12 protein-coding genes are annotated in these 17,618 nt (G+C 72.1%); 6 read left to right on the top strand and 6 right to left on the bottom strand.

Annotated features, from left to right (window positions below; all coding sequences use genetic code 11):
* Positions 1–21 precede the first annotated feature (21 nt).
* Together ACZ59A_RS37530 and ACZ59A_RS37525 are read right to left on the bottom strand one after the other, a co-directional pair.
* Entirely contained in the window at positions 22–2,931 is a 2,910-nt protein-coding gene (locus ACZ59A_RS37530) for a helix-turn-helix transcriptional regulator (RefSeq protein ID WP_470968343.1), read from the bottom strand.
* A 249-nt stretch (positions 2,932–3,180) separates the two neighbouring features.
* Entirely contained in the window at positions 3,181–3,375 is a 195-nt protein-coding gene (locus ACZ59A_RS37525; RefSeq protein ID WP_398320991.1) for a DUF5999 family protein, read from the bottom strand.
* A gap of 350 nt (positions 3,376–3,725) precedes the next feature.
* Between ACZ59A_RS37525 and ACZ59A_RS37520 the strand changes: the two genes are divergently transcribed.
* Entirely contained in the window at positions 3,726–6,041 is a 2,316-nt protein-coding gene (locus ACZ59A_RS37520; protein WP_470968340.1) for an ATP-binding protein, read from the top strand.
* A 212-nt stretch (positions 6,042–6,253) separates the two neighbouring features.
* Positions 6,254–8,467 carry a pyridoxal phosphate-dependent aminotransferase gene (locus tag ACZ59A_RS37515; protein ID WP_470968337.1) on the top strand — a complete coding sequence of 738 codons (2,214 nt, stop codon included), beginning with the start codon at positions 6,254–6,256 and terminating at the stop codon, positions 8,465–8,467.
* Here ACZ59A_RS37515 and ACZ59A_RS37510 read toward each other — a convergent pair.
* Positions 8,462–8,818: a hypothetical protein gene (locus tag ACZ59A_RS37510; RefSeq protein WP_470968335.1), complete on the bottom strand. Its 357-nt coding sequence runs from the start codon at positions 8,816–8,818 to the stop codon at positions 8,462–8,464. The genes ACZ59A_RS37515 and ACZ59A_RS37510 overlap by 6 nt on opposite strands.
* A 218-nt stretch (positions 8,819–9,036) precedes the next feature.
* Between ACZ59A_RS37510 and ACZ59A_RS37505 the strand changes: the two genes are divergently transcribed.
* Together ACZ59A_RS37505 and ACZ59A_RS37500 are read left to right on the top strand one after the other, a co-directional pair.
* A complete protein-coding gene (locus tag ACZ59A_RS37505; protein ID WP_470968331.1) occupies positions 9,037–9,897 on the top strand; it encodes a helix-turn-helix domain-containing protein in 861 nt (286 codons plus the stop codon).
* Positions 9,898–9,902: 5 nt separating this feature from the next.
* The gene (locus ACZ59A_RS37500) at positions 9,903–10,139 is read left to right on the top strand and encodes a DUF397 domain-containing protein (RefSeq protein ID WP_009720660.1); all 237 of its coding nucleotides are present in this window, start codon (positions 9,903–9,905) and stop codon (positions 10,137–10,139) included.
* A 77-nt stretch (positions 10,140–10,216) separates the two neighbouring features.
* On the opposite strand, the gene ACZ59A_RS37495 is transcribed toward ACZ59A_RS37500, so the two are convergent.
* Both ACZ59A_RS37495 and ACZ59A_RS37490 read right to left on the bottom strand, forming a co-directional pair.
* Positions 10,217–11,368 (bottom strand): M20 family metallopeptidase, encoded by a 1,152-nt coding sequence (locus ACZ59A_RS37495; protein WP_470968329.1) that lies wholly within the window; start codon positions 11,366–11,368, stop codon positions 10,217–10,219.
* 29 nt (positions 11,369–11,397) lie between these two features.
* Complete coding sequence (locus ACZ59A_RS37490; RefSeq protein WP_470968326.1) at positions 11,398–12,999, bottom strand: AbgT family transporter; 1,602 nt, start codon at positions 12,997–12,999, stop codon at positions 11,398–11,400.
* A gap of 137 nt (positions 13,000–13,136) precedes the next feature.
* Here ACZ59A_RS37490 and ACZ59A_RS37485 point away from each other — a divergent pair, with 137 nt between their 5' ends.
* Positions 13,137–14,135 carry an Lrp/AsnC ligand binding domain-containing protein gene (locus tag ACZ59A_RS37485; protein WP_470968324.1) on the top strand — a complete coding sequence of 333 codons (999 nt, stop codon included), beginning with the start codon at positions 13,137–13,139 and terminating at the stop codon, positions 14,133–14,135.
* Positions 14,136–15,664: 1,529 nt separating this feature from the next.
* Positions 15,665–16,834 carry a transglycosylase family protein gene (locus ACZ59A_RS37480; protein ID WP_470968322.1) on the top strand — a complete coding sequence of 390 codons (1,170 nt, stop codon included), beginning with the start codon at positions 15,665–15,667 and terminating at the stop codon, positions 16,832–16,834.
* 79 nt (positions 16,835–16,913) lie between these two features.
* Here ACZ59A_RS37480 and ACZ59A_RS37475 read toward each other — a convergent pair whose 3' ends face one another.
* On the bottom strand, positions 16,914–17,576 hold the full coding sequence (locus tag ACZ59A_RS37475; protein WP_470968319.1) for a DUF429 domain-containing protein: 663 nt from the start codon (positions 17,574–17,576) through the stop codon (positions 16,914–16,916).
* Positions 17,577–17,618: the final 42 nt, after the last annotated feature.

The following is a 17,618-nucleotide window of genomic DNA, read 5'->3' as shown; positions in this document are numbered from 1 at the left end:
AGAAGCGCCGGGGCGTCGCACTCAGCGACGGCCACGTGCCGCGGACACCCACGCCGGAGCCTGCGGGTGCGGGTGCGGGATGCTCGGCGTACGCAGCACCGAGGCCAGCTCGGCCCGCTGACCCAGCCCCAGTTTCCGGTAGACGCTGGTGAGATGCGTCTCGACGGTGCGTACCGTGACGAAGAGCGACTGGGCGATCTCGCGGTTGCCCGCCCCGGCCGCGGCGAGGGTGGCGACCTTGCGCTCGGTGCCGGTGAGCAGGTCCACCGGGGATGCGGTGATCTCGCGCATCCGGCCGCCCGCGGCGACCAGCCGCCGCCGGGCGCTCTTGGCCAGCGCCAGCGCACCGCAGCTCTGGGCGAGGTCGGCGGCGGTCCGCAGGTGTTCGCGGGCGCCGCGGGAGTCCCCGGCGTCCAGCAGGGCGGCGCCGAGCATGAATTCGGCCCGGGCGTGCTCGGCGCGGGCGGGCGAGGCGGAAAGATGGGCGACGGATTCGGTGAGCAGGCCGATGCCGGTCTCGCCGCGGGTGGTCATGCCGCGGGCGAGCGCGGCGAGGCCGAGGGCGCGCGGGGTGCCCCACCGGCGGGCGAGTTCGGTGCCGTGGTCGACGACGTCCCGGGCCTCGTCGACGCGCTTCTCCGCGGAGTACACCCAGGCCGCCTCGGCCCACCAGGGGATGAAGCACGGGTTGGCGAATCCGGTCTCCTCCAGGGAGGAGCCGCAGTCGAGCAGCAGCCGCAGCGCGGTCCGGCCGTCGCCGAGCGCCCAGCGGGCCCGGGCGCGGGCCATCAGATACCAGTGGTATTCCATGACGAACCCGTCCAGGTTCGGCCGGGTGACCTGGCCGAGCAGTTCCTCGGCGCGTTCGGGCTCACCGCGGTCGATCAGGATGGTCGCCAGGGCGATCTGGGGCATCGTCATATGGCTGCCCCACCGCTCATGGCCGACGATCTCGACGGCGGTCTGGGCGTCGGCCAGCGCGTCCGGTATCGCGCCGAGGCCGTGCAGCATCAGGGCCCGGGTGGAGAGGGTGAGGACGTAACTCCACACCGCGGCGTTCTCCTGGCCGTACCGCAGCGAGCGGTCCAGCGCCTCCATCGCGTCCTCGACCTCGTCGGCCAGGCTGAGGGTGAACGCGGAGAAGAGCAGCGACCAGTTGCCGAGCGCCACTCCCGAAGGGTGCAGGGCGCGGCGGGCCTGACGCACCGTACGCTCCGCGGAGGTGCCCTCCATCGCGCTGAGCACGGTCATCATGGCCAGCAGCTGCCGCTGCGCGGGCGTGTCCCCGGCCGGTTCGGCAAGCTGCCCGAACCGCTCCCGGACGGTGGTGATGGTCGCCTTCTCGTCGCATCCGCTGATCAGCAGCGCGGACCGGACGAGGGTGAGCAGTTCGCGGTCGCGGGGTTCGGGGTCGGGCCCCAGCTCGGCTTCCAGCGCGTCCAGTACGCCGCCGAGCGTCCGTACGGCGGCCGGTGACTGCTGCACCGTCAGACAGGTCATCCCCAGCTGGACGGCGATGGGCGCCTTGGCCCGTACGTCGGCGGTGAGGTCGAGGGCGTCCTTCAGGAGCCCGATCGCCTCCACCGGGTGGGTCTCGGCGAGCGCCCCGGCCAGCTGGACATGGGCGGACACGCTGTCCGGCTCGGCCGCCAGGACCCGGCGCAGATAGCGGGCGGCGGCCTCGGGCGCGCCACGGGTCCCGGCCTGGGCGGCCGCCTCCCGCAGCACCCAGCGCATCCACGGCTCGGGGACGCCGGGCATGAGCAGCACCTGACCCGCGACCTCTTCGGCGGGGCGGCCGATGTCGCTGAGCAGCTGGGCTGCCCGGGCGCGGAGACTGGCCAGCGCGTCGGCCCCGGCGGCGTCGAGCACGGCCGAGCGCACCACGTCGTGGGCGAGGTCGAGGCGGTCGGGCGCCACCACCTCGGCGCCGCGCAGCAGCGTGACGGCCTCCTCGACGCGGGCGGCGGGCACCGCGGCGAGGGCGCCGATGTGCTCCGGGCCCTCCGCGCCGAGCACGGCGATCGCGGTGGCCACGTCCCGGACCCAGCCGGGCTGGTGCGCGAACAGGGCGTGCACCGACTGGGCGACCACGTACTGGCCGACCTCGGCGAGCTCGCGGATCCCGGTGTCGTCCGGCCGCGCGCCCTTGGCCCGCAGCTCGTGCAGCAGCCGGGTGAGGGTGAGGGGGTTGCCGCCGCAGACGGCGGCGGCGCGCTCGGCGAAGGACGGGGCGACGGGGGCCGGGAAGATCTGCCGGGCCAGCTCGGCCACGTCGGCGTCGGTGAGCGGGCCGAGGCGGATCGCCGAGGAGCGGGGCTGGGCGACGATGTCGGCCAGCGCGGCGGGCGCGACGGGCTCCGCCTCGGTGCGCTGGGCGAGCACCACGAGCAGCGGCAGGTGGTCGGCGCGTCGCAGCAGGAAGTCGATCCAGCGCAGGGAGCGTTCGTCGCACCAGTGCGCGTCGTCGAGGACGAGGACGAGCGGGCCCTGCGTCATGAGGTTCACCGCGAGCCAGTAGAGCCCGTGGAGCACCGGGTAGACGGTCGCGAGCGAGGACGGGTCCTCCTCGCCCGGGCGGGGGGCGAGCGCGGGCAGGGCGCGGCGGGCGCTGCCCTGGAGCAGCGGGGAGTCGTGTGCGTCGTCGGCGGTCAGCCCGAGCGGGCCGAAGAGGGCGCGTACGCCGCCGTAGCCGGAACCGGCCACGACCTGGCCGCAGCTGCCGTGCAGGACGGTCATCTTCCGGCAGGTGTCGCTGTCGAGGAAGGCACGCAACAGGCTGGTCTTGCCGATTCCGGCGGGCCCGGAGAGCACCACCAGGCCCGAACGCCCGGCGCAGGCGGCCTCGGCGTGGCTGGCCAGCACGGTCAGCTCACCGGTGCGGCCGACCAGCATGCTGGGTAAACCGGAATCGGTGGTCCGGTCCAGCACTGTGGTCCCCCTCGCACCCCCGTATGGTGTGGAAATCCGCACAAATAAGCTACTCGAAGCGATCATCAGATTACACGAACAGCGTCGCGGCGATCAACGTCAAGAGGCAGACGCACGCGAAGAGGAAGCGCAGCGGCCCGGAGGCGGAAGGTGTGGTGAGGGCGTTCACCGTTCCGTCCCCGGGCCATGTCGAATCACTGTGTGGGTACGAGGCGTGGGGTCGTCTATGGCATCTCCCTTCGTCGTACGTCATCCCGCCTGGTCGGGGCAGGTGCGGGGCGCCGGAATGACGCGCCCGTCAGGGAGCAGTTCACCCGTGTCCGCGAAGATCACCACTCCATTGCAGAGCAGACTCCACCCCTGCTCGGGGTGGAAGGCCACCAGACGCGCCGAATCATGATCGGGTGCGTCGGCGGGCGGACACGGGGGCTGATGGAGGCACATGGCGAACCTTCGTTCTTCCGCCGGGGTACGGCGGACTTCCGCCGGGGTTCGGCGGAACTCTCACGAGGTCACCAGGATGGAACGGCGGACCGGACCGGGAGGAGGGGAGATCTCCCCGGATGGCTACCTGATCCGCCCGCCCGACCTCCCGGTCACTCCGGGCGACCACCCCTCACCCCCGGTGACCCCGCGCACGGCCTGCGAGGGCCGCCCGTCAGGCATAGCCTGGACAGTAACCATCCGGGCCGAGCGGGGGACTCCCGCCCGCCCGAGGCTGGTGCGAGGCATCGATGGGTGCGGTGGCGACGGGCACCCCGACCGGGCGGCAGACAGTCAGGCTGCCGGCCGAGGTGACGACTTTCGTGGGGCGTCGGCACGAGGCGGCCGAGGCCCGGCGCATGCTGTCCGCGTCCCGGCTGGTGACCCTCACCGGAGTGGGCGGGGTCGGCAAGACCCGGCTGGCCCTGCGGGTCGCCGAGGAGGCGTGCCGGGCCTTCGCGGACGGGGTCTGGCTGGTCGAACTGGCCGCCCTGGAGACCCCGGATCTGCTCGCCCAGAGCGTGGCCGAGGCGCTGGAGGTACGGGACCAGTCCGCCCGGCCGCCGCTGGACGTCCTCGTCGACCATCTGCGCGACAAGCAGGCACTGATCGTCCTGGACAACTGCGAGCATCTGATCCAGGGCTGTGCGCTGCTCGCCGACCGGCTGCTGCGGGCGGCCCCCCGGCTGCGCATCCTGGCCACCAGCAGGCAGGCGCTGGGCACCGCCGGTGAACAGACCCTGGCCGTTCCGGCGCTGGCGCTGCCCGATACCACCGGGCCGCGGCTGTCCATCGCGGCGCTGGCCCAGTGCGACGGGGTGCGGCTGTTCGTCGAGCGGGCCGGGGCGATCCTGCCGGGCTTCACCGTCACCGAGACCAACCGGGACGCCGTGGAGCGGGTGTGCCGCAGGCTGGACGGCATTCCGCTCGGGATCGAGCTGGCGGCCGTACGGCTGCGCGCCCTGTCCGTCCAGCAGCTGCTGGACCGCCTCGACGACCGCTTCCGGCTGCTGACCACCGGCTCCCGGTCGGTGCTCCCCCGCCACCAGACGCTGCGGGCGCTGATCGACTGGAGCCATGACCTGTGCACCGAGCGGGAGCGGCTGCTGTGGGCCCGGGTCTCGGTCTTCGCCGGGACTCTGGATCTGGAGGCGGCCGAGGCGGTCTGCTCGGGCGACGGCATCGCCCGCGAGGACGTCCTCGACCTGGTGACCGAGCTGGTGGACAAGTCGGTGCTGCTCCGCGAGGAACACGACACCACGGTGCGCTACCGGATGCTGGACACGCTGCGCCAGTACGGCCGGGAACGGCTCGCCGCCGCCGGGGAGGAGCCCGACCGGCTGCGGCGGCACCGCGACTACTACAAACAGCTGGCGGCCGACGCGCGCGCCGCGCTGTTCGGCCCGGCCCAGGTGCAGTGGTTCACCCGGCTCCAGCTGGAGCACGCCAATCTGCGCACCGCGCTGGAGTCCTCCTTCGCCGAACCGGAGGAGACCACCTGCGGCCTGGGCGTCGCCGCCGACCTCCTCTACCACTGGATCACCAGCTACTACCTCGGCGAGGGGCGGCGCTGGCTGGACCAGGGGCTTGCCGCCTGCCCCGAGCCGACCGAGGTGCGGGCCCGCGCGCTGTGGACCAACAGCTGGCTGGCCATCATCCAGTCCGACACCAAGGCGGCCGCGGCCATGCTGGCGGAGAGCCGGGCCATCGGCGAACGGCTCGGCCTGGCCCCGGTCCTGGCCTACACGGCGCTCTACTCCGGCATGGTCGCCATGTACCGGGGCGACGCGCCGTCCGCGATCACGCTCTACGAGGAGGCGGTGAGCCGCCACCGGGCCACCGGCGATCCGGTCGGGCTCGCGCTGGCCCTCATCCGGCTCTCCCTGGCCCACTCGTTCATCGGCGACTCGCCGCGCGCCGTCGCGCTGGGCGAGGAGTCGCTGGAGGTGTGCGACGCCTACGGCGAGGGCTGGCACCGGGCGTACACGATGATGGCGCTCGGCGTCGAGGTCTGGCGCCAGGGCGACACCGCCCGCGCGACCGCCCTGGAGAAGGACGGCCTGACCTTCAACCGCTCGCTCGACGACCCGCTGGGCGTGGGGGTCAACCTGGAGGTGCTGGCCTGGATCGCCGCCACCGACCGGGACTTCCGGCGGTCGGCCCGGCTGCTGGGCATCGTACGGACCGTCTGGCAGTCGATCGGCGCCTCGCTCTCCGGCTACGGGCACTTGGTCCACTACCACGACGAGTGCGAGGCGGACGTGGCCCGGGCGCTGGGCAGACCGGCGTACAACGCGGCCGTCAAGCAGGGCGCCCGGCTCCGCTACGACCAGGCGCTGGTCTACGCGTTGGAGAACGAACTGCCCACCGGGGAGGCGGCAGTACCCGAGCGGCCGTCGCCGCTGACGCCCCGGGAGTCCGAGATCGCCCAGCTGGTGGCGCAGGGGCTCAGCAACAAGGACATCGCCGCGGCGCTGGTGATAGCACAGCGCACCGCCGAGGGCCATATTGAGCACATTTTGAGCAAACTTGGTTTCACCTCGCGTGCTCAGGTAGCTGTGTGGGTAGCGCACCAGGACCGAGCCGCCCTCACCGACGGCGAGCGCCCGCCGGACGATCCCGCCTGACGCTCCGACCGCCACCGCCCCTCCGTACGAGCGGGCGACAGGGTGAGCGAGAGGCGGAATTTTATTCGATCAGGACACACCTGTCCCTCGGTTTCGCGCACACCCCACGAAAATCCTCAGGTCCCCCACGTTTTTGGGATCATGCGTCAGGCTCGAGGGACGAGCCGCAACGGTCGTGATTGCACGACCCACGCGACCGAGGAGGTCCCGCCGTGACTGTTGCCGCAGTCGGCAATTCCGGTGATGCCATGGAACTCTTCCGTGGCACCGCCCACAGCCCGTCTTTCTTCGCGCTCAACCGCGCGGGGCTCACGGGTGGCGGACAGGAGCTTGTGGACTTCTGCATCCCCTGCAATCCGTACTTCCCCACCCCCGCCATGTTCGCCGTGATGGCGGTCAGGCTGCGCGAGATCCTCACGTACTACCCGAGTTCCGCGGACACCATCACGGCCGAACTGGCCGATGTGCTGGGCCTGCAGCCGCAGACCATGGCGATGGGCAACGGCTCGACCGAGCTGATCACCTGGATCGACCATCTGCTGGTGAAGGAAAGCCTCGCGGTGCCGATTCCCACCTTCGGCCGGTGGACGGACCAGCCGATGGAGACCGGCAAGCGGGTCGACATGTTCCAGCTCCCCGAGATGAACGGATTCGCGCTCGACCCGCAGGCCTTCGTCCAATTCGTCCGGTCCCGGGGCTCGCGGGTCGCCGTCATCTGCAATCCCAACAACCCCGACGGCGGGCTGGTGTCCCGCCAGGCCGTCATCGCCATGATGGACGCGCTGTCCGATCTCGATCTGGTGGTGATCGACGAATCCTTCCTGGAATTCGCCGACGCCGAGGCGTATCCGAGCGTGGTGGACGAGGCGATCCTGCGGCCCAACGTCATCGTCCTGCGCAGCCTCGGCAAGAGCTTCGGACTGCACGGCGTCCGCTTCGGCTATCTCGTCGCCAATCCGGCGCTGGCCGTGCAGATCCGCTCCCGGCTGCCGAAGTGGAACCTGAACTCCTTCGCCGAGGTCATCGTCTTCATGCTCAAGCGGTACCGGCAGGAGTACGTGCAGAGCCTGCGCATGCTCAGCCGCGACCGGCAGGAGATGACCAGCCAGCTGGCCGGGCTGCCCGGGATGACGGTCTTCCCCTCCCAGGGCAACTTCGTCTTCGTCAAACTGCCCGGCGGCACGGACGGCTCCTGGGTCCGGGACCAACTGCTCGCCCAGCACGGTGTCCTGGTGCGCGAATGCGGCAACAAGCTGGGCAGCAGCAGCCAGTTCATGCGGCTGGTGGTGCGCTCCCAGCCGGATGTGCAGCGGCTGCTGACCGGGCTGAGCACCGTGCTCTACGGGACCTCCTTCTACGCCCCCCAGGTCTCCTACGAGCAGCAGCGCGGCTGGGACCTTCAGGCGCCGCTCTACTCCGCCCCGGCCCAGCAGCTGGACTACCAGTACCAGCAGATGCCGCAGCTGCCCGCGGCCCCCGCCGCTCCCCTCGCCCCCGAACCCCAGCCGCCGATCCAGCAGACGCCGCAGCAGATGCAGCAGATCCTGCAAATGCAGCAGATGCAGCAGGCACCGCCGCAGCAGCAGCTGTACGCGGCGAACGCCCTGCCCGCGCCGCAGGGCGTGGCCCTCGACGGGTACGGGCAGTCCGACCCGTACGGGCAGTCCGACCTGTACGGGCAGTCGGTGTCGTCCGCGCAGTCGCAGTCCACGTCGCAGCCGCCCGCCGAGCTGGCACCCGCGTACGTCGCCACTCCCCCGGTCCAGACTCCCCTGTACCAGGCACCGGCACAGCAGCAGATACCCCAGCAGCCGATGATGCCCCAACAGCCGATGCAGCAGATGCAGCAGGCCCCTCAGATGGCTCAGCAGCAGATGCAGCAGGCGGCGATGCAGCAGCCCCAGATGGCACAGATGGGACAGATGCAGCAGGTCCCGGCGCCGCAGCCCCAGGCGGCGCAGGCCCAGCCCTCGTATATGCAGATGGCCCAGGCGCAGGTTCCGCAGGCGCAGAGCGCGCAGATGCAGAACCCGCAGATGATGCAGAACACCCCGCTGCAGAACCCGCAGATGCAGAACGCGCAGATGCAGATGGCCCAGGCCGAGACCGGCCAGATCCCGGTCGTCCAGCCGCAGGCCCCGGCGCAGGGCGCGACCGCCGCCTACGCCCAGATGCCCGCGCCCTCGGAGCAGACCGCGCTCGACCAGATCCCGCTGTTCCGCCCCGAGCCGACCCCCGTGCCGGAGCCGACCCCGGCGGAGCAGACTCAGGTCATCGACTACGACCCGGCCGAGCTGAGGGCCGCCGCCCCGGCCCGGCCCTCCCGGCCCGCCGATGCCGACAAGGACCCGGACGGCTCCGGCCCGGCGCTGATGCGCTACCCGCGCCCGGCCGCGTATCTGCAGACGGACGACGGCGCGTCATGACCCGGAACACTGGTCCTCGCACGGCCAGGCCGGAGAGACCCCGGCCACCGCGCAGACGGCGATGTGCAGCAGCAGCGGGTGGGTGTACGGCACGCCGTCGTCCGGTGAGTACACCACCTGCGGTCCCCCGGCCGCCCGGCCGGTCAGCGGTGCGGGCGGCTCGGCGCCGACCGCGTAGACGGCCGCCGAGGGCCAGTTGACGCCGATGTCCGACTGAGACGGCACGATCCACCACCAGCGGCCGTCGGCGGCCAGGACGCGGCCCACCCGGGGCAGCCGTTCCATGACCGCGGGCCCGTACCGCTCGGCCACGCCCACCGCGTCGTACTCCCGTCCCACGGACCCCGTCATGAAGCGCCGCTTCGTGCTGCCGCCGGAGATATCAGTCCGGATGACGGCCTCGCCGACGGCCGCCTCAGTAACGGGATCATGAAGCAACTATCCCGATGGCCGCGCACACATGGCAAGTAACACTCTGAATTGTGCAGAGTTGCTTGTGCAGTGTGTCTGGGCCGCACTGGACATGGCAGACTTCGGGCATCAGCCACGGGGGCAGGGGAGGTTGCAAGGTGAGCGAACCGCGGTCGGCCCCGACCGTCGGCCAGGTCGTCCTCGGGAAGCGCCTGCAGGAGCTGCGCGAGAAGGCGGGGTTCAAGCGCGAACAGGCCGCACAGGTGTTACGAGTCGCCCCGGCCACCGTCCGCCGCATGGAGACCGCCGAGGTCGCCCTCAAGGTGCCCTACGTGCGGATGCTGCTGGACTCCTACGGGGTCGTCGGCGCGGAGCTGGAAGCGTTCATCGCTCTCACCGAAGAGGCCAACCGACCCGGCTGGTGGCAGCGGTTCCACGACATCCTGCCGGACTGGTTCAGCGTGCACGTCAGCCTGGAGGGCGCGGCCGAGATGATCCGGGCGTACGAGCCGCACTTCGTCCCCGGTCTGCTCCAGACCGAGGAGTACGCGCGCGCCGTCATGCAGACCGGCGCCATCGGCAAGGCCGGGGCCAAGGAGGCGGACCGGCATGTGGCGCTGCGCATGGAGCGCCAGTCGCTGCTGAGCCGCCCGGAGGCGCCACGGCTGTGGGTGGTGATGGACGAGACCGTGCTGCGCAGACCCGTCGGCGAGCCCGCGGTGATGCGCAGACAGGTGGACCGGCTGCTGGAGAGCACCGAGATGCCACAGGTGACGCTGCAGATCTCGGAGTTCGCCTCGGGCCATCATCCGGGCACCTACGGGCCCTTCGTCCTCTTCCGCTTCGCTGTTCCCGAACTGCCGGACATGGTCTACGTCGAGTACCTCACCGGCGCCGTCTACCTCGATGAACGCATCGAGGTGGCCTCGCATCTGGAGGCCATGGACCGCATGGCGGCCCAGGCGGCAACCGCACGACGCACAAAGGAAATCCTCCACGATTTCCGCAAGGAGCTCTGATCTGCATGGATCGCATCTACAACGGCATGCGCGCCACCGACCTCGGCACCGAAGGCTGGCGCAAGCCGTGGAGCGGTGGCAACGGCGGCAACTGCGTCGAGGTCATGAAGCTGGACGACGGCCGGGTCGCGATCCGTCAGTCCAAGGATCCGGACGGTCCGGCGCTCATCTACACCCGCAGCGAGATCACCGCGTTCATTCAGGGCGCCAAGGAGGGCAAGGCCGACTTCCTGGTGTCCTGACCGTACGATGCCGCGCCGCCCGCCGCCGTGAGTGACCGTCACGGCGGCGGGCGGCGTCGTGTGCGCGGCCTTCCGGCCTAGGCGCCGGACGCCAGGGCGGTCAGCAGCCCGACGGCGAGCGCGGTGCGCGCCGGAACCGCGTCGAGCAGGGTGTGCTCATGGCGGGCATGGGCGCCGGAGCCGAGGGCACCGAGGCCGTCGAGGACCGGTCGGCCGAGCGCGGAGACGAAGTTGCCGTCGCTCGCCCCGCCGACGGCGGTCTCCTCCAGCTCCCAGCCCAGTTCGGCGGCAACGGCGTGGGCCTGCTTGAACAGCTGGCGCGAGGGCTCGTTCGGAACCATCGGCGGCCGGTTCCATCCGCCGCTGACGGCCAGCCGCACCCGCGGGTCGGAGGGGGCGAGGGCGTCGAACGCGGCGTCGATGCGCGCCATCTCGGCCGGTTCGGTGACCCGGATGTCGATGCCGCAGCGCGCCTGGGCGGCGACCACGTTACGGCCGGTGCCGCCGCTGATCAGCCCCACGTTCACGGTGGTGCCCCGCTCCGGGGCGCCGAGGGCGGTGATGCGCGGGACGGCCTCGGCCAGGGAGTGGATCGCGCTGGCTCCGGCCAGCGGGTCGAGCCCGGCGTGCGACTCCACGCCGTGCGCGGTCACGTCGAACAGCCCGACACCCTTGCGCGAGGTCTTGAGCGCCCCGTTCTGCGCCGCCTCGAACACCAGGGTCGCGAGGACGCCGTCGCTCAGCCGCTCGATGTGCGGCCGGGAGGCCGGGCTGCCGATCTCCTCGTCCCCGTTGAGCAGCAGCCGGACGGTCGGGTGCGGCAGCTTCAGCTCGCGCAGCAGCCGCAGCGCCCATACGGCCTGCACCAGGCCGGTCTTCATGTCGAAGACGCCCGGTCCGCCCGCCTTGCCGTCGGTCACCTCGAAGGGCCACTCGGCGAGGGTTCCGGCCGGCCAGACCGTGTCGTAGTGGCACAGCAGCAGCGCGGTGCCGGGCGCGGTGCCGCGGTAGGTGACGGCCAGTACATCGCCGTGCGGGCCGCAGTCCTGGCGCTCCGTCTCCTCCGGCTCGCCGAGGCGTGCCACCAGCCATCCGTGGATCGCGGCCAGCCCGGCGTTGAGCAGCTGCTTGTCGTCGCTCGGCGTCTCCAGTTCCACCAGCGTCCGCAGGTCTTCGGTCATCTCGGGCAGCGCCCGCTCCGTCGCGGCGGCGATGTCGGAGAGCGTCATCAAGGGGTCCTTTCGGGAGGGGATCTCGGTCAGCGGACGGGGGCGCCGGGGCCGAGCGGGATGCCCAGCGCCCACCAGGCGTAGAACAGCAGGGTCCAGCTCACCAGCATGGCCACGGACAGCGGCAGGGTCAGCGAGGCGAGGGTGCCGATGCCCGCGGAGCGCCGGTAGCGCTGGAGGAAGCCGAGCGCCATCACGAAGTAGGCGCTCATCGGGGTGATGGCGTTGGTGCAGGAGTCGGCGATGCGGTAGATCGCCTGGGTGGCCTCCGGTGGCACGTCCAGCAGCATCAGCATGGGGACGAACACCGGGGAGACCAGCGCCCACATGGCCGATCCACTGGTCATCGCCAGGTTGATGACCGTGCACACCAGCACGATGCCCAGGAACGCGACCGGCCCCGTCACCCCGAGGTCCTTGAGGAGATCCGCGCCCCGGATGGCGAGCACCTGGCCCACGCCCGTCCACTTGAAGTAGGCGAGGAACTGGGAGATGGCGAAGAACAGCACCAGGATCGGGGCCATCTCCCGCATGCCCTGCGCCATGAAGTCGGGGATGTCGCGGCTGCCGCGCACGGTGCCCGCCGCTCGCCCGTACACCGTGCCGAGGAGTGCGAAGAGCACTCCGAGCACCACGGCGATGCCGGAGAGGACGGGCGACTCGACGATGCTGCCGCCCTCGCCGCGCAGCGGCGAACCGGCCGGGATCATGGCCACCACGATCGCCGCGAGGAAGAGCAGGAAGACCAGCCCGCTGCGGCGCAGCCCGCGCCGCTCCTCGGGGCGCAGGTCGAGCGCGACCGCGCCGGTGTCGTCCCCCGCGGCTTCCCCGTCGTCGGGCGGCAGCGCCGCCACCTGCCTGGCCAGCACCTTTTCGGTGACGAGGGTGATGACGGCGGCCAGGATCACGGACGAGGCGATCGAGAAGAAGTAGTTGGACAGCGGGGTGACGGTGTATCCGGGGTCGACCGTGTGCGCGGCGGCCGTGGTCAGCCCGGAGAGCACGGCGTCCATCGGTGTGATCAGCGGGCTCGCGTCATATCCGGCGGACACGCCCACGAAGGCCACCACGATGCCGAGGACGGGGCTGCGTCCGACCGCGCGGAAGGCCAGGCCGCCGAGGGGGACGAGCACCACGTAGGCGGCGTCGGAGGCGATGTGGGCGACCATCGCGGTGAAGGCCAGCGCGAACGTCATCCAGCGCGCCGGGACCCGGGAGACACCGGCCCGCAGCATCGCCGTGAGCATCCCCGACTTGTCGGCGACGGCGACCCCGAGCATCACCACGAGGATGGTGCCCAGCGGCGGGAAGGTGGCGTAGTTGGTGATCGCGTCCGTGATCATCGAGCGCACGCCGTCGACCGAGATCAGGCTGCGTACGGCCACGGTCTTGCCGTCGGCCGGGTTGTCCGCGGACACGCTCGCGGCGGCCAGCCCCCAGCTCACCACCGCGAGCAGCGCGCTGAGGATGGCGAACAGCCAGAAGGGATGGGGCAGTTTGTTGCCCGCGCGTTCGATGGCGCCGAGCACCCGGAGCAGACGGGACAGTGCCGCGGAGCCCTCCGCGGGCGCCCCGGGCGGCGTCCCCGGTGGCGGGCTGTCGGGCGTGGTCGTGGTGTCGTTCGAGCTCACCGGCCGCACTTCCTTCGTCTGATGACGCAAGCGTGGTCGTCCATTAGAGAAGGCATTGGTGGAATGAGGCAAGTAAAAGCCTTGTAACGCAAGAATGATTCACCGATAGCGCACCAATCGCACGATAGATTCGGTCCATGCCGGAGACCTCCCCGCTGGACGATGCCGACCTCGACCTGGTGGCCGCCCTACAGATGGCCCCGCGCGCCCCGCTCAGCGCGCTCGCCGATGTGCTCGGCAGCTCGGCCAGCACGGTCGGCCGCCGACTGGCCCGGCTCGCGGACGAGCGGCTGCTGCGGGTGATCGGGCAGGTGGAGTGGCCGATGCTGGCCGAGGGCAACCCCATGCACATCTGGGTGGCCACCGTTCCCGGGCAGGCCCGTCAGGTGGCGGGCCGACTCGCCGAACTGCCCGAGATCCCGTTCGTGGCGACGACCACGGGACGTACCGACGTCTACTGCTCGCTGCACGCCACGCGCCGCGCCGGGGCGCGGGAGCTGCTGATGAACCGGATCCCGTCCGTCCCCGGCGTCCGGTCGGCCCACTCCGAGCTGGTGCTGCGGGCCTCGGCCAAGTCCGACTCCTGGCGGCTGCGGAGGCTCGGCGACGACCAGCTGCGGGCGCTGCGGGAGGTGGCCGATCCGCTGGACGAACCCGCCACCGTGGCCGACTTCGGCGCCGAGGAGCTGGGCGCGGTGGAACTGCTGCGCCACGACGGGCGGGCCAGCACGGCCGAAGTGGCCCGCGCGCTCGGCATCAACCGCTCCACCGCCTACCGGCTCACCCAGTCGCTCCTGCGGCGCGGTCTGGTGCGGCCCCGAGTGGAAATCGAGCCCGCGCTGCTGGGGTACGCGCTGGAGGTGGTGGTCGAACTGCACGCGGCACCCGGAGCCATCCAGCAGGTGGCGGACGCCCTCGCCCGGCACCCCTCCGCCCGCTACGTCTCGATCGTCGCGGGCACCTCATCGGTGATCCACCACGGGGTGTTCCGGGACGAGGAGGGGCTGGCCACGTTCCTCACCCACGACCTGGCCGCCCTCCCCGGCATCACGGCGTGCGAGGTGTCGGTGATGCTCGATGTGCTGCGCCGCTACTGGATCGGCCGCGAGGACGGACGGCTCGTCACCACGGGCTGACGCTCGGGGACCGGGGCCTGGACCGAGGGCCGAGGGGTCCGACCGGCGTCCGAGGGCACGCCCCGGAGCGGCGTGCGCCCCCGGCCGGTCGTCCAGCGGCGCGGCGCACCGCGGGGTACGCCAGAAGGCCGACGGCGCACGGCCGGTGACGACCGGCACGCGCCGTAGCCGCGCCGCGCACCCTGAGTTACGGACCGTCGCGACGCCGATTCCCTCGATGCGGCAGGCGATGCCGTACGGAAATGACGGCACCGGCGGCGCGGAGGCTCCCGGCGATCCGGGGTCAGGAGGCGATTATTCGGAACCGCTGCTGCGAGCGATCTACCGTGATGAAGTCGATGTGAGGCAATGATATGCGCGTCCGCACGCCTCCGGCTATACGGAAGCCGCGTGATTCTCCGCCAGTTCCCGGCCGCTGCGGGGCAGCCGCCTTTTCGGAGAACTGGCGCGGTACGTGAGCGGTCCAGTAGGCGAAGCGCGGCGGGAGATGCGGCGGCAGATGCGGGTAAACAGCACGTCAAGTCCGCATGTCCACGGTCGAGTTGTCGGGCCCGGCCCCATCCGCGTGGTGCCGGGCCAAAGCCGGGTGGGGGGCCCGGGAGTTGTGGCCGGGTTCTTCGGTCGCCGCGTACCGTATCCCGCGCCGTTGGGCGGCGCTGGGCAGCGGTGGTGCCTTGCCGCACCGGGTCGCGGGGTCCGCCGGGCCCGACACCGGGCCCGACGGCCGGGGCGGGCGCCCACAACGACGCCCAGGACGACGTCGAGGCCGACCTCGATGGGCCCCCGCACCCCTCCCCCGCGCCCCCTTCCCGCGTGCCGCGGCGGCGGCCGGGTCCTCGTTGCCCGGCCGCGGCCGCTGTTCTCCGCCCGTATTGCCGCCCCCGTCTCCACCGGCCTTCCCCTATTCCCCTTCTCCCGCCCGCCTCTTGGGCTTCCCGGCTTTCGCCGGGCCCGTTGGCGAGGCGGGACCCGTACGCACTGATCCCCGCGCGGTCTCCCCGCACCGCCAAGAGACCGATCTTGGCCGGGCGGCGGACGCAATAGCACCCCGCAAGATCCGCCCAACGCGACCCGCGACCGCACTCCCCCGCATAGGACCGCCCACAGACCGGTCCAGCCCGAACCGCCGTTCCCCGGCGCGGAATTCGGCCGCGGCCGTGAAGGTGATCGGCCGCTGGTACAACAGGAAACCAATCCGCCGGAATACCGGCCCCCAACCGGGCCCGGCCGGAGATTCATTTTCCGCCGCCGCGGTCCGCGCACGGCACGCGACGGAGAGTGATCCCGGGCTCGGCGCCCCGACCGCCCCGTCAGCCCCGGGTCTGTCCGTGCGCCCCCCGGCCCTCCACGCGCCTTCCCTCGCACAGCTGATGGAGCGTCACCCGATCAGGGGGCGGGTTCCGGGAGCGCGCGGCGCCCCGTGACCACCCCTGCGCCTTGTGACCTGCCGCCCCCGGCTGCGGTACTCGTACAGCCGCCGGGACTTCCGGGGGCGACGTCGAGAGCCGTTGTGGAGAGGAACCAGCCTCATGGCCGTACGAGGAACTCACCGCCGCCCCGCATCGCCCAGCCGGGTCTCCCCGCTGTGCGTGGCCCTGACCGCGGGCAGCGTCGGTATCGTCCTGCCGTTCCTCAACACCGGGGCCGCCCAGGCGGCCCCGGTCGACACCTGGGACAAGGTCGCCGCCTGCGAGAGCGGCAGCAACTGGCGCATCAACACGGGCAACGGCTACTACGGCGGGCTGCAGTTCTCGCAGCACACCTGGGCCGCGTACGGCGGCACCAGGTACGCCCCGCGGGCCGACCTCGCCACCAAGGGCCAGCAGATCGCCGTGGCCGAGGCGGTGCTCCGCGCCCAGGGCCCGGGCGCCTGGCCGGTCTGCTCGGTCCGTAGTCGGCTGTCCCGGTCCGGTCCGCCCGCCGCCGAGGCGGCGAACCGCGGCGCCGCGCGCAGCGCCAAGCCGCCCGCCGAGCAGCACCATCCGAAGCGCACCGCCAAGCCATCCGGTAAACACAGTCCCGGGCGGGCGACCGGGACCGGTTCCGGGTCGTACGCGGTACGCAGCGGCGACACGTTGTCCCGCATCGCCACCCGCAGCTCCGTCAGCGGCGGCTGGAAGGCGCTGTACCACGCCAACCGCAGGACCATCGGCGGCAATCCGCACCTGATCCACCCGGGACAGCGGCTCGCCCTGCCCTCGGGCAAGGCCCGCCCGGTCAGGTCCGCCGCCAAGCGCACCGCCACCGCTCCCGGCCACACCGCCCGGAAGTCCGCTGCGCGGCGGTCCACCGCACAGCGGCTCGCGGCGCCGGTCGACGGCCCGATCACCGCGGCATACGGGGTGCGCGGCCCGCGCTGGGCGAGCGGCCACCACACCGGCGTGGACTACGCGGTGCCCATCGGGACGTCGGTGCACGCGGTGGCCCCGGGCACCGTGGTGGCCGCGGGGTGGGCCGGTGCGTTCGGCTACCAGGTGGTCATCCGCCACGCCGAAGGGCTGTACACCCATTACGCGCATCTGTCGGCGCTGACGGTACGCAGCGGGCAGACCGTCGACGCGGGGCGCCGGATCGCCCGGTCCGGCAACACCGGCAACACCACCGGTCCGCATCTGCACTTCGAGGTGCGCACCACCTCGCGCTACGGGTCGGACGTCGACCCGCTCACCCGTCTGCGCCCGTACGGCATCGGCGCCTGAGGACCATTTCCGGGGGTGGGGGGAAAGGGAGGTCGCCCGAGGCACGGCTCGTGCGGCCTCCCGCCGTCTGCTGCCGGAGTCAGTACCAGATGGCGACGGGGAGCCCGGTGTCGGACACCTCGGGCGGAGCGGGCAGGCTCACGGCCGTGCCGAGCGCGATGCGGTGCGCGCTCCAGGCGGCCGCCGCGGCGTCCAGGACGTCGTCGGACGGCACCCGCCCGGCCGGGCCGAGGTCATCGGGCAGGACGATGCCCTGGTCTTCGAGCAGATGGCGGCGTACGGCCTGGCCGTTCCAGCCCTTCTTGCTCCAGGCGACCGGCGCGCCGTCCCGCATGGCCGCGAAGGAGATCTCGGGATGGACCTCGTGGAGCCGGTGGTCGCCGCCGTCCCGGCGGGCGTTGGCCTCGCGCAGCTTCGCCGCCAGCCCCCACGACTGGCGGCTGAGCTTCGATCCGGTCAGCCGGAGGCAACACGCCTTGGCCTCGTCATAGTCGGACTGCTCCCAGACCTGACGCGGCGGCACCGGGAAGACCCGCGAGCGGTGCGCCCCCAGCAGCGCGGCGGCCGACGCCTCCGCGGCGCGCCACCCGGACTCCAGCAGCCCCAGCGGCATGTCGACCGCGACCACGGCCGCGTCCTCCATCCCGGCCAGCAGATCGCTCAGCCCACCGGCCGTCTCGGCACCGGCGAACGCGCCACCGCGCAGGGTCACCGCGACCCAGCCGGAGGGGCAGGCGTCCACCCCCACAACGGCCGCGGGCGAACGAGGCACAGCATCGCGAGG

It is taken from the genome of Streptomyces sp. NPDC040405 (assembly GCF_055595765.1).
Note: the sequence above shows the minus strand (reverse complement) of the source record. Positions and strands in the feature narration are given on the sequence as shown.